This is a genomic window from Planctomycetia bacterium, from assembly GCA_034440135.1.
GTDB lineage: Bacteria > Planctomycetota > Planctomycetia > Pirellulales > JALHLM01 > JALHLM01.
The window spans coordinates 1-13,533 of the sequence record JAWXBP010000496.1 but is presented as its reverse complement, the minus strand read 5'-3'; the positions used below and the strand labels follow the sequence as shown (position 1 = coordinate 13,533).

The following is a 13,533-nucleotide window of genomic DNA, read 5'->3' as shown; positions in this document are numbered from 1 at the left end:
GGCCTTGTCTTCGTCGACCAACGGCAACCTGGGTTCGCGCTGGCGGGCAGCTTCGAGGCGGGTCAAGACTTCGCTCATCGGTTCCAAGGCGGGGCGATCGCAAACCGTGGCGCCGTACGAGGAGTTCGCCAGGTCGGTCAGGACGACTGGCGCCACCACGGTCTTGGCTTTTTGGAATTTGTCGGACGTCGGCGTCAGATAGCCGTGCGATTCCGACGTCTGGGCGGCCTGCTGTCCGCGTCCGAAATTGCCGCCGTTGGCGGATTGCGGGACGCCGGTCCCTTCTTTCCAGCGATTGATGGAGTTGTTCCCGGCGACCGACATGACCATCTCAATGATTTGCGGTCCGGTGTAGAACTCCCGGCAGCGATCAATGTCGGCGTCGGACAACAGATGCGGTTCCAAGGTTAAGCGGCGCGCCAACGCAAAGGCCGCCTGCTCGGCCGGTTTGAAGTTCGACCAGTCGGCATCCAGCGCCGCGATTTCGTCTTCCAGCATGCCGGCGGACAAGAGCTTTGATTCCTGATGGCCCAGGCAGTACTGGCAGTTGTTGGCGCGCGAGGCGATCCAGAACAACTGCGTTTTGAATTTGTAGTCGAGCGTCAGCGCGGGGTCCTGCTCGACTTGGACTCGGTTGTTACCGGAGCCGAATCCGCCACGCGGGCTGCCGGAAAAGTTCAAGGAAACCCGCATGTCGCCATCCGGCAAATAGAGCGAGCGGAGCCGACCCTCGTAGCCGAACGCGCGCGGATCAGCGGCTTCCTTTGCTTTTTCTTCCGCCGTCAACTCCGGCAAAGGAATACGGGGCGTGCGCCCCTTCATGTCTTCGAGCATTCCTTTCATTTCGGGACGCGTCAACGGCACTGGCCGCGGCGCATTCGCGGCATCATCGGCTCCGGCCAGGCCTGGAACGAAAAAAAGCGCGCAACCGAACGAAGCAAGCGCGTAAGCGAGCCGATTCATGAGGAACCTCTTGGGCGAAGGAGATATGTAGACAAGATTTGCGAACGTCGCAGAATGTGCGATCCAGCGCGACAAAGGGTCGCGGTCAGCAGGATGATGTTCGAAGCATCATCACGGTATTTCTCGGACGACACACGTACGCCGCATGGTCGCACGCGATCGCTAATCCTCCAGTTTCAGTCCCAGTGATTCGGTGAACCGATCGAACGTGGCCGCGCTGCAGGTGATGGCAATGATCTCGGCGACTTCAAAGTCGGAATAGTGCGCCTGCAAGGCGGCCACATCGGCATCGGAGATCAATTGCGGCGACACTGTAAGCTTTTCCGTGAAGGCGAAGGCGGCCAACTCGGCGGGCGAGAAATCACTCGCGGCGGGCGCATCGAGCGCGAATTGCTGATCGGCTGAAACTCTCAGTTCGGTCAAGCGGCGCCGCGCGTCGTCGAGCGCGTACCACGCTCGATCATGGCGCGCCGCGATCCAGGCCAACTGTGCCTTGAGCAAGGTTGGGATTTTTCCGACGCGCTGCATTGCCTGGTAGGTCCGGATGTAGCCGCTGCCGGTCGTGGGAAATTGCATGATTGCGCGTTTCCAACTCGTGAGCGGCTGATCGGCCAAATCCGCCGGCAGCGACTGCCGGACCTGTTCCGTGTCCGGCAGCGCTACGCGGGGCTCTCTCGTGCGGGCCTGGGACAGGGCCGCTTCCACATCGCTGCGGGATTCCAAAGGGGGACGTTTGACCCATTGATCCGGCAGCACTCCGCTCTCTCGGGTAGAAAACTCGGCCGACGTCGGCGTGTCGATCACGCTGTGTTCTTCTCCGGCACGCTCATCCTGAGGAATTCCCGTGGAATCGGTCCAGCGGTTCGTGCCGTTATAGCGCGATACGTGGTAGATCATCTCCAGGATTTCGGCGTCGCTGTAATGGTCGCGCAAGCCTTCAATGTCGGACGACGTCACTTCGTGCGGCGCGAGCGTGAGCTTGCGGGCAAAGCCGAAGGCGGCAAACTCCTGGGGGTCGAAGGCGCGCCAGTCCGTGTCCAATCGCGCGATCGCGTCATCGTCTAGTCCCGCCAACGCCAGTTTGCGTTCCTGATGTCCGAGGCAGTAGTGAAAATTGTTGATGCGGCAGGCGATCCAGAAGAGTTCCACGGTGAAGACGTAGTCCAACGTCATCGCGGGATCACTCGGCCCGCGCACACCGCTGGAAGAACGCTGAGCATTCTGCGTGTTGGGAGTCTGCCATTCGGCGGGCAAAAAATAGGCGCGTGCGCGGCCGTTGTTGACCGTCGATTCACCCTCTTTCGCCGGCGGCAACGCCAAGCGCGACTTCCGGTGCTTGAGTTGCTCCAAGGCCGCTTTCATCTCCGGCCGCTTGCGCGGCGCGGCTTTGGGTTCCGCATTGGCGGGAGCCTCGTCCGCCATGAGGGCGCACGGCGCGGATAGAATCAGTGCGAGCCAAAAGGCGCAGGTTCCCCAGGTCTTCATACGGCGATCCAAGCTGGCTGAAAGGTACAACGGGCGTGCGAAACGGGCCGTTCAACGCATCTTGTTAAACATCGTCACGAATGACCGTCACTTGCGGACTCGTGGTGATGGTGTACGACGCCGTCTGTTTCGTGGCGCGGGCCTTTGGCGCCACGACGACCAGTTCGACGGTGCAGCACAGGTTTGGACCCTGGCTCTTCTCGTTCAGCACCTTATAGCTCGTCAGCTTGTAGCCTTGCGACCAAGTCCAGTCACCGACGACGATCGCCGGATCGCTGGTCTTCAAGGAATCCGGCGTTTGCCCCGACTTCCAGGCCGTGAGGGCCTTTTCCAAGGATTGTTTGGCGGCGGCCGGATCCAAGGCCAGCGACCGCGCATCCGACCCGCCACAACCTGCAGCGGAAAGCAAAGCGCCGACGGCGATCGTCAGGAACGAGGCAGCGCCTCGGACGTTCATTCTTCGGGAAGTATTCATAGTAGATTGTTTGAATGGTGGTGTTCTAGAACTCGCCCACGACTTCTTTGCCGTCTCGCGTGCCTAATCCACGCCAAACCAGCAGATTGACCGTATCGTTCACGGTACGCACTGAGCCGTCGCACAGCACGAGATTCACCATCGCGGGATGGCGGCTGCCAGCCGTTGTCATGATGCGTCCGGGAGGATACATGCAGGAACGGCTGTTGGGCGGCGCGACATGAAAGTAAGCCGTCGTCGAATGATAAGGTTGCAGCCAAGGAGCGCCTACATTGGAGTAACCCTGCATTGCCACGTTGGTGGTGTCGATCGCCAGGCATTGTTCCAAGGCTTCATCGGCCGTGGCGGGGTACGTCCCGGGTTTGAACGTGTCGGACTCCGGCGAAATGATGGCGTTGCTGCCGTCCCCCAGGATTCGCTCCGAGAAGGCCGCCGTGTTCGAGGCGCCATCCCGAATTCGGGCAATCTTCATAAAGCTATTACGAAAGAAGACGCCGTTGGGCGTCGGCATGCCGTAGTTGGTGGAGCCGGAGGTCTTGGAAGGCAGCCCCCAAATAATGCCCGTGCCGTGGTTGCTGTAGTAGTTGGTTCGCCCGCCCAATTCCTGCGGCAAGCGATCGAGGTCCGAGGGGCAGATGTAGGAGCTCACGGTCGTCAACCGCGCCCGGTCGTTGAGGGGATCGTTGTAGTTGACGCTGTAGTTGACCAACTTGTGGATCGCGTCCTGTTCCATGAAAGGCAGCAATCGGGATTGGATCGACAATCCGTCGACGCCGTTGCCGGCGCCCCCCGTCGTCACTGTCCCCGATGCCGGAAAACAGTTGTAGGTGGCGTGATACGTGTGCGCCGCCAGCCCCATCTGCTTCAGGTTGTTGGTGCAACTGATTCTGCGGGCGGCCTCGCGGGCCACCTGCAAGGCGGGCAACAGCAAGGCGATCAGGATGCCAATAATGGCGATGACCACCAACAACTCTACGAGCGTAAAACCGCGTTTTGGCCTGACCATGACCCACGCTCCCGGAAGTGAAGATCGAGATGAGAGAAGCAGCAAACCGAACGGGCCAATAAAAAAAGCCCATGGCAAGCCGCGAAGGCTTGCCATGGGCATTCATGACCCAAGGAAAAGTCGAACGTGCGGAAACGGCCCAGATGACCGTGTCCAAGGCACAGTAAACCATACCTTTGGAGGGTTGTCAACGATTTGCCGGGAATTTTGGCGCGGTTGTCAATGCCAGTTTTGCAGGCGTTTTGTGTGTGCATCTAAAGTGTTGGGCCCGATACTTTTCCGTCGATACGGGCGCGGCTACGCTGGGCTTTGTTGAGTTGGCGTCTGCGTCCCACCCTCCTTCGATTTACATTCGGAGTCCCCCATGTCTGGCCGAATGATGGTCCTGATGGCCTCGGTCTTGTCGCTCACCATGATAAGTTCGATCTCGGCGGATGACGCCATCGGCGACTTTGAGCAAAGCCACGACGTCGGCCAGGTCGGGCATGCCGGCGGCGCTTTGTTCGACGCCGCTCGAGGGACATATACTGTCTCGGGCAGCGGCGCCAATATGTGGTTCGCGGAAGACGGGCTGCACTACGTCTGGAAAAAGATGTCGGGTGATGTTTCGCTCGCGGCGGACATCGAGTTGCTGGGTGACGGAGGCGACCCGCATCGCAAGGCGTGCTTGTTGATCCGCCAGAGTTTGGACCACGACTCCGCGTACGCCGATGCGGCGCTGCATGCCGACGGCCTGACTTCGTTGCAATATCGTGAGGCAAAGGGCGAGCCAACGCGGGAAATCCAGGCCAACGCCACGGCACCACGGCGATTGCGCATCGAAAAGATTGGCGAGTATGTTGCGATGTCGATCGCGGCCGAGGGGGAATCACTTAAGCCGGCTGGCGGAACGTTCCGTCTCAAGTTGACAGACCCGTTCTATGTTGGGCTGGCGGTTTGTGCGCATGACAATGCGCGATTGGAAAAGGCGGTATTCACTAATGTCGAAATCGTCGCAGAAGCTTCCGGCGACGGTGAGCCCGTGCTGGAAAGCACGCTGGAGACCGTGGCGATCTCGTCCGGCGATCGTCGCGTGGTTTATCACACGCGCGATCACATCGAAGCCCCGAACTGGTCGCGCGACGGCGAGTCGCTGCTGTTCAACCAAGGCGGCGGCATCTATCGCATTCCGGTCGCTGGCGGCACGCCGATGCCGATCAACACAGGCCGCGCGGTCCGCAACAACAACGACCATGGACTGTCGCCGGACGGCAATCTGCTGGCGATCAGCGATCAGACGGACGGACCTTCGCGAATCTTTGTCGTCGATGCCAAGGGGGGCGAGCCGCGCCGCGTCACGCCGCTGGCGCCTTCGTATTGGCATGGTTGGTCGCCGGACGGGAAGTCGCTGGCGTATTGCGCCGAGCGCGACGGCAACTACGATGTCTACACGATTCCGATCAACGTCGGCGAGGAGCTCCGCCTGACGACCGCCGAGGGACTCGATGACGGTCCTGATTATGCACCTGATGGGACGATTTATTTCAATTCCGTTCGTAGCGGCCGGATGCAGATTTGGAAAATGAACGCCGACGGCGGGGAGCAGAGCCAGGTCACGTCCGGCGAGTACAACGATTGGTTCCCGCATCCGTCGCCGGATGGCAAATGGCTGGTGTTTTTGTCCTACGAGAAGGACGTCACTGGGCATCCCGAGAACAAAGACGTGATGCTGCGACTGATGCCGCTTGCCGGGGGCGAAATCCGCGTGCTGGCCAAACTGTTCGGCGGGCAGGGAACGATCAACGTGCCGTCGTGGTCGCCGGATAGCCGGAGCGTGGCGTTTGTGAGCTATCGGCTGGTGCGGCCGCGCGAGTAGGGATTAGACGTTGGTTGCCGCTAGACCCAGGGAAGGCCTCCGTTGACTTTGGATGATAGGCAAATCTTTGGGGGCCTTCCCTGGGCTTTTTGTGCGCGGCGCTGAAATAGGAGTACGAATGATGTCACGTAACGGATCTGTGGCGCTGCTGGTCGTGGCGTTCTGTATCGTCGGCGTTCAGGCCGTGTGCGCTGCGCCGTTTGGCATTCGGGTTGTCGACGAGGCGACGGGGCGCGGCGTGCCGTTGGTGGAGTTGCGCACGGTTGCCGGCACCAGCTACTACACCGACAACGCCGGACTGGCGGCGATCGACGAAGCGGCGCTCGTCGACCAGGAAGTTTTCCTCGCCGTCAGCAGTCATGGCTATGAGTACGCCGCCGATGGCTTTGGCATGCACGGGAAGCGACTGCGCGTGACGCCCGGCACGACCGAGCAACTGACTATTCAGCGGAAGAACATCGCCGAGCGGCTCTACCGCATCACCGGCGTCGGGCTGTATGAGCACGCGGTGAAACTGGGGCACGCCACGCCGTTGGAGCATCCGCTGCTGAATGCGTCCGTCGCCGGGAGCGATACGACGCATTGTTGCCTCTATCGCGACCGGCTGTTTTGGATTTGGGGCGATACGAATCGCATTGGCTATCCGCTTGGCAATTTTTCCACGACGGGCGCCACGTCCCTACTTCCCGCCAGCGGCGGGCTGGCACCGGAGTTGGGCGTTAATCTGACGTATTTCGGCGACGGCAACGGCTTCGTGAAACGTTTGACGCCGTTCAAGTCTGAGGGGCCCGTGTGGCTCACCGCGATGACCACGCTGAACGACGAGAGCGGCGAAGAACACCTGGTCGCCACGTACCTGAAGATCAAAGGGTCACTGACGGTTGATGAGCGCGGGCTGTGCGAATGGAATGATGCTGAGCAAGTTTTTCGCGAAGTGCTGGCGTTTCCGAAGAATGCCAAGCTGGCGCCCGAAGGACATTGCTTCACGCACACGGACGACAAGGGAGAATGGCTCTATGTCGGCGAGGCGACGCCGGAGTTGCGTATGCCGGCGAACTACGAAGCTTGGCGCGATCCCCGGACTTACGAACGCGTCAAGGCCGACGAAAAGTTCCGCGAGGCGACGACGGGGACCAAGATCGACCCGCACCACGGGCACGTGGCCTGGTCTCCGGCGCGCAAAAAATGGATCAGTATCTTCTGCGAATCCGGTGGCGCGAGTTCTTATCTGGGCGAGACCTGGTATGCCGAGGCCCAGAGCCCGGAAGGCCCGTGGCGCGACGCAGTGAAGATCATTACGCACGACAAATATAGTTTCTACAATCCGACGCAGCACCCGTATTTCAGCGATACGGCCGGGCGCTATCTTTACCTGGAAGGCACGTACACGGCGACGTTTTCTGGCAACGAACGCCAGACGCCGCTGTATGAGTACAACCAGATGATGTACCGGGTGGATCTCACCGAGCAGCGGTTGAAGCCGGCGCAAGATTGACGCCGACGATCGCGCCCTCTGTAGCCGAGGTCGGTGATCGCGTAGTTCCACACATCTCAGAAGGAACCACGAAAGGCACGAAAAACACGAAAGTGTGGAATGCTTGAAAAGATTTGGCGGTTCATCTATTGCCAGCCGTCGAGCCGACGTTCAATTGGCCGTTGCCCCACGCACCAATCCTCCAAAAAATCGTTCGTGCTTTTCGTGTCTTTCGTGGTTGCCTTCGGATTCCCGGAAAAAGATGTGTCGAGCATCGATGCCTGAGTCCTCGTCTCCGGTGGGCCGTCGAGCCGCTATTGCGGCGGCGTGACGACTTCGAAATCGCTGCCGTGGATGCGGCGTAGCTCGTCGTGCAGGACGGGGATTCTGGAGTCCGGTGTGACGGAGATCGCCCAATCGATGCCGTTGTCGGCGACGAGCATGCCGTATTGTTGAAGCCCGCGGAGAATCGCTTTCACTGGCGGGGAGAAGGAATTGACGTTGAACGAGGATTTCAACCGGATGCGCTCGCCCATCCGCGGCAGGTTGGCGTCGGTCAACGAACTGGCGTAATGCCGCGCTGGGGAAACGTATGCTCGACGCGTCCGCGAAACGGTAACGCGCATGGCGTGCCGCACGATGCCGCGCTGGATGTCATCGTGCCGCACGACGGCTGGGAAGATCGGCAGTCCGGCGGCGTCGGCCGAGGTCCAGCCGGCGGGGCGGAGCGCGTTCGATTTCAGATCGAAGATCGACGCCTGCGCGGCATGCCAGCGCGTGCCGACGAGCTTCATGTTGTAAAACTCATACAACCTTCGGTTCACCGGATCGACGACAATCGCGTGGCGGTCGCCCCCTTCACCGATGGTATCGCGTTGCACGTCCTGCAATGTCAGATGCCGCAGGTCCGGATCGCGTTGATAGTTGACCGGCCAGCCTTCGATCGGCACGTTACTCGGGACGGGATAAGGACCCGGATCGGATTCATCGGCATAGATTCCCACTTCCACATTGATGCGGCGCTGAAAGTGCGGGACCAGGATAAAACCCATATCGGTGTTGTAGCGAAACACCTTGTCGCGCCCGATGGAGCTGATCATCGCGGCGGAGTTCGGGTGCAGCGGCCAATTTGCGACAACCTGATTCCAGGCGTTGTTCGCCGGGAAGACCTGCAGGTTCGACAGGATGAGGTCGGCGAGAGGCGTGTCGAACATCGTCGGCCGCGCGTACACCGACGGCAAAGTGATCATTTGAGGGGGCAGCTCGACCAGGATCGCTGGGCCCCGATCGAACGGCGCCGCCCTGTCTTGTGCGTTGATTCCCGCACAACTTGCCGTCCACAGCGCGCACACCAGCATCCATGGTTGTCGTGACATGAGTTGCTCCTTCCCAGGATGTCCGTCTTGCTGCCCGCCGCGTTGATTCTGTGCGGAAGAAAGGGCCGAGGTCAATCTCAGCGATGCTCGATACAAGCCATAAATGCCGTTTGCACACTACTTCCCGCACAATCCGACGCACAGCAGGTGCGGTGGCAGGGCCTAGTGGATTCGCTCTGCCGAAGTGCGGCGTGCCAATTCTAAGGGCTGTTCCAGCGGGAACATACGAAGCCGGTGCCAGCGAATTTGCCGTGTTCAGCGGTCGATTTCAAAACGCAGGCGGACATGTGGCATAGCCCGAACGTGTGGGTGTCCTTTGAAGCGTTTTTCAGGACGCACGTTTTCGGCCTGGCGACGTCCATCGCGTACGCAAACGACCGCCTCAACGTTCCTCCAGGGAAGGTAGAACGATTCATGAAACGGATCATCGCAGTATCTGTGAGCTGGGCGCTGCTGAGCAGCTGTCCGGCCGCCAACGCGGATGAGAACGCGATTGCGTTCCAGACCGTGTCCGGCGAATTCCAGCAACCTGACCCCATTTTGGACTACGCCCGGCAAAACGCGCGTCCCGCGAGGGAGTCAAGCGTGACGCCGATCCTGTCGCAGGAAGCGACAGTCGAAGAGGCGCCGGTCGCCCCGGAACCGCCCCCAGCGATGGAAGAGGAAATGGCTGACGTCGCCCCGCCCGTCGCGGAGGAGGCCGAAGCTCCCGGCGACGAAGCGGCGGCCGCGGCAGAGGCGGACGAATGCGGCGCTGGCAAGGACGAATGCGGCTGCGACAAGAAAAAGATTGAAGCAGCCAAGAAGGCCGCCGCGACGGCCTACAAGCCGTTGTATTACGACAACGACTTCTCGTACATCGACGACCCCTGCTACAAGGGCTGCCTGCTGGGAGACAACTTCAAGCAGATGCACCTTGGCGATTGCTGGGTGGTGAGCGTGGGCGGCGAGTTCCGCATGCGTCAGCACAGCGAACATAACATGCGCGCCAAGCCGCTCAGCGGCCGTGACGACGACTTTTTACTCTATCGCACGCGGCTGTTCGCCAATGCGAAATACGGCGACTGGCTGCGTCTGTACGCGGAAGCGATTGACGCGCAGAGCGAACATGAGAACCTGCAGCCGCGCAACATCGAAGTCAATCGCGCGGACATGTTGAACCTGTTTGCCGACGTGCGGGCGCTCGACGGCGACAACGCCGACGTCTGGGTCCGCGGCGGTCGCCAGGAATTGCTTTACGGCAATCAACGTTTGATTTCGCCGCTCGATTGGTCCAATACCCGCCGCACGTTCGACGGCCTGAAGGGGATGTATAAGGGCGAAAAGCTCAGCGCCGACTTCTTCTGGACCCGCAACGTGCCGTTTTCGCAGCACTTGCCGGACGACCATAACTTTGATAACCCCAATCAAAGTGAAGAGTTCATGGGCGCGTATGCGACGTACAAGAAGGATGCGAACCAGACGTTGGAGACCTTCTTCCTCCGGCTCGACGAGCAGGATCCCGTGACGCAGCCCTCGGGCACGGTGGTCAACGGGTACGATCCCAACCTGTTCGGCGCCCGCTGGTACTTCGTCAACGGCGACTGGTTGCACGAGGTCGAAGGCGGCTATCAGTTCGGCGACTACAACCGCAATCAGGACATCCAGGCCGGGTATTACGTGGTCGGCTTGGGCCGCGAATTGAAATGCGTGAAGTGGAAGCCGACCGTTTGGTTGTACTACGACTGGGCCTCCGGCGACGCCGATCCGAACGACGGCGAGTACGGGACATTCAATCAGTACTTTCCGCTGGGTCACAAGTACTTCGGGTTCATGGATATCATCGCGCGGCAGAATATCCAGGACATTAACGCTACGTGCTTGCTCCATCTGCATGAGAAGATCACGCTCTTGGGCTGGTATCACGTGTTTTATCTGGAGGAAGAGCGCGACGCCTTGTACAACGCGGCTGGCGTGCCGATCTACCAGGATCCCACCGGGAGCGCCGGCAAGGACATCGGCCAGGAAATCGACCTGCTGTTGACCTACAAGTTCAATCCGCGGGCCGACGTCATGCTGGGCTACTCGCACTTCTTCGCGGGTGATTACTTCGACAGCGCCGTGATCCAGAACGGTACGGCCGGTCTGGCCACGAACGGTTCCAACGGACAGGACGCCGATTTCGTGTATACGCAGTTGTCCGTGCAGTTCTAGTCGGGAGAGAGTGATTGACAAGCGCGAGGCGAGGCGGAGTTAAGTAAACGCCTCGCGCGAGTTCGTAACAAAGAAACTGAGTGCCAATGCCGCCGCGGGGGCGAGAGTTCCCGCGGCGGTTCATTTTGCGCGGTGCGCCGAAGCGCTTCGCATGGAAACCAAGAAATCTCAGTGCGGCGCTTTACACCATGCAAGCGCGAAACAAACTTGACGCGGGCCGCGGGGATGAACATATTGAATGGCGCGTGGCGGAGGTCCGAGTTAACTAACGCCCCTTGAGGACCTGGGCCATGAATGGGCTGGATTGGCGGAATTCGATAGGTACGCGGCAGCTGATTGCGGTAGTGGTCGCTATTGTGTGCTGTGCGGAGCGGTGTGCGGCCGCGCCGGGGGATGTGTTGCTGACGATTGGCAATCCCGACGGGATTGTTAGCTCCGCGTTTGGCGACGCGTTGAGCGTTGCCAGCGGGACGATTCTGGTCGGGGCTCGCAACACGTCGGTGGACAACATGCCGTTCGTGGGTCGCGCATACGCGTTCGACAGCGCCATCGGCGAACTCCGGCATACACTGCACGACCCCGATCCAATCGAGCGTCATCAGTTCGGCATCAGCACGTCCATTGTCGGCGACTATTTGCTCGTGGCGGCTGACAACCCGCCCAATGGCGTTTATGTCTTCGATCGAGCGACCGGTTCCCATCTGAGTACGCTGCTCAGCCCGAAGCCGCAAACTAGTGATTCCTTCGCCGGTTCGCTCACCGCGGTCGGCGACAAGGTGTTTGTCAGCGCATCGTCACAAGACTTCGAAGGGGCCAGGAACGCGGGGGAAGTGTTTTTGATGGACCCAGCGTCGGGCGACGTCGTGCTGAGCGTTCCCAATCCCATTCCGTTTGTGAACGATCTGTTTGGTGCCTCGGACAGTTCCGCGATAGGTCTCGCGGGCGGCAAGATATTCGTAGGCGAATTCCTCGATCGAGATTCCGAGGGAAAAATCTTGGGAAGCGTGGCGGTATTCGAGGAATCGAGCGGAGCATTGATCGAAAAGATTTACAATCCCCGCGCTGAGAATCTGAACGACCTTTCCGAGTGGTTTGGCGAAACCCTCGTCGTCGACGAAAGGATTCTCGTCGTCGGCGCGCGGCACGATTCGCCTGCCGGGATGTATAGCGCCGGAGCCGTCCATGTGTTTGACACGTCGACCGGCGATGAACTTCATTATCTTCCGAATCCCAATCCCGGAGAGTTGGACGACTTCGGTTCGGCCGTCGCTCTGATCGGCGACGACATCCTGGTGTCAGCCCGCGGAGATAGCCCCGACGGCGTTGTTCAAAGTGGTGCCGCGTTTCTTTTCGACGGCTGGACCGGTGAGTTACTGCTTTCGATTCCCAATCCATCAGGCAATCCCTTCGAATTCTTCGGCTGGTCCATTGCCACGCTCGCCAACGATTTCGTGATCGGCGCGCCGTACGCGGACGGGGGCGGACGCGTTTATGTCATCGAGGGCGTTCCGCCCCGCATCGAGGGGGACGCGAACCGCGACGGCATCGTGAACATTCTTGACCTCAACGCCGTGCGCAACGACTTTGGGTTGCAAAACCACGGACTCGGCGCGGACGCCAACCGCAATGGAGTCATTGATATCGCGGACCTCAATGCGGTGAGGAACCATTTTGGGGAGGGAGTGGTCAACGCGCCCGAGCCCGCGACATGGCTACAGTTGTTGGTCGCCATGGCAGCCTGGAGGCGCCATTACTGCCGCGGATCCAAGACCAGGGGGCATTCCTCACACACGCATCGGCACAAGCATGGCGGCGCCCTACGTGTCAGGGATTGCGTTGCTCGCGCAGCAACTATCTCAGCGATACTAGGGCCGGCGGCTTTCGATGACGGAGTATGTCGACATCATGAAGGAGACGGGCGTCGCCGTGGTCGACAACTACACCGGACGGGACGTGCTGCCCATTCCCAGCAACCTGGCGCATCCCAACGGCATCACGCCCTCGTATGGCACGTACAAGCGCGTGAACGTCGTCGATTTGGCCGACAAGTTCGCGCCGCCCGAAGTTACGTCCTTCAAGATCGGGAGCAGTTCGAGCCAAGTGAATCACGCGGACTACGCCGTTCCCGCCGGCTCAGGCCAGCAACTGAAGACCGTGCCCGTGGCTTCGCCAAATCAGATCATCATCACGTTCAATGAGAACGTGCTGATTCAAGCCGATCATTTGACAGTATCCAGTGCCGTTTCCGGGTCGACCTATTCCTTCGTGGGCGGAACCTTCAACTACGACGACAACGTGAAGACTGCGACGTGGACGTTCAATACGGCGTTCCCCGCCGACCAACTTGTGTTGACTCTCGACGATGCAGTTACCGATCGCTATGGCAACGCCCTCGACGGCGAGTGGGCAAATCCGGCTGCGCTTTCGTCGGCAAGCTCGGATACGTGGCCCTCTGGAAACGAAGTCGCAGGCGGCGATTTCATTTTCCGCGTCACCATTCTCCCTGGCGACGTGAATCGCGACAACGTCGTCAACATCACTGACCTGAACACGACGGTCAACAACAGCGGCCTTACGCCGGCGATTTGGACGCAGGGGGAGATGACGGGCGATAACCTGGTGAACCTGGCTGACAAAAATCTTGTGTCGAATAACTTCGCCCGCAATTTCACGACCTGGCCGGGGGGCGGCATGATGATGATGTCC

10 protein-coding genes are annotated in these 13,533 nt (G+C 60.1%); 5 read left to right on the top strand and 5 right to left on the bottom strand.

Going from position 1 to position 13,533, the window contains the following annotated elements; all coding sequences use genetic code 11:
• The 4 genes from SGJ19_28150 to SGJ19_28135 form a co-directional block, all read right to left on the bottom strand.
• Positions 1-963: carboxymuconolactone decarboxylase family protein (locus tag SGJ19_28150; protein MDZ4784138.1), on the bottom strand; the 963-nt coding region annotated here is incomplete at its 3' end.
• Positions 964-1,125: 162 nt separating this feature from the next.
• Positions 1,126-2,448 (bottom strand): hypothetical protein, encoded by a 1,323-nt coding sequence (locus SGJ19_28145; protein ID MDZ4784137.1) that lies wholly within the window; start codon positions 2,446-2,448, stop codon positions 1,126-1,128.
• A gap of 64 nt (positions 2,449-2,512) precedes the next feature.
• Entirely contained in the window at positions 2,513-2,905 is a 393-nt protein-coding gene (locus SGJ19_28140; protein ID MDZ4784136.1) for a hypothetical protein, read from the bottom strand.
• A 43-nt stretch (positions 2,906-2,948) separates the two neighbouring features.
• On the bottom strand, positions 2,949-3,929 hold the full coding sequence (locus SGJ19_28135; GenBank protein ID MDZ4784135.1) for a DUF1559 domain-containing protein: 981 nt from the start codon (positions 3,927-3,929) through the stop codon (positions 2,949-2,951).
• Positions 3,930-4,293: 364 nt separating this feature from the next.
• Here SGJ19_28135 and SGJ19_28130 point away from each other — a divergent pair, with 364 nt between their 5' ends.
• Together SGJ19_28130 and SGJ19_28125 are read left to right on the top strand one after the other, a co-directional pair.
• Positions 4,294-5,784: a hypothetical protein gene (locus SGJ19_28130; GenBank protein ID MDZ4784134.1), complete on the top strand. Its 1,491-nt coding sequence runs from the start codon at positions 4,294-4,296 to the stop codon at positions 5,782-5,784.
• Positions 5,785-5,905: 121 nt separating this feature from the next.
• Positions 5,906-7,279, top strand: coding sequence for a hypothetical protein (locus SGJ19_28125; protein ID MDZ4784133.1), 1,374 nt, complete (start codon positions 5,906-5,908; stop codon positions 7,277-7,279).
• Between the two features lie 293 nt (positions 7,280-7,572).
• Here the strand turns inward: SGJ19_28125 and SGJ19_28120 are convergent, their stop codons facing one another.
• Positions 7,573-8,634 (bottom strand): hypothetical protein, encoded by a 1,062-nt coding sequence (locus tag SGJ19_28120; protein MDZ4784132.1) that lies wholly within the window; start codon positions 8,632-8,634, stop codon positions 7,573-7,575.
• A gap of 414 nt (positions 8,635-9,048) precedes the next feature.
• Between SGJ19_28120 and SGJ19_28115 the strand changes: the two genes are divergently transcribed.
• From SGJ19_28115 to SGJ19_28105, 3 genes are all read left to right on the top strand, one after another.
• A complete protein-coding gene (locus tag SGJ19_28115) occupies positions 9,049-10,827 on the top strand; it encodes an alginate export family protein (GenBank protein ID MDZ4784131.1) in 1,779 nt (592 codons plus the stop codon).
• Between the two features lie 290 nt (positions 10,828-11,117).
• Complete coding sequence (locus SGJ19_28110; protein ID MDZ4784130.1) at positions 11,118-13,025, top strand: hypothetical protein; 1,908 nt, start codon at positions 11,118-11,120, stop codon at positions 13,023-13,025.
• The coding region (locus tag SGJ19_28105; GenBank protein ID MDZ4784129.1) for a hypothetical protein at positions 12,988-13,533 on the top strand (546 nt) is incomplete at its 3' end. The genes SGJ19_28110 and SGJ19_28105, both read left to right, overlap by 38 nt.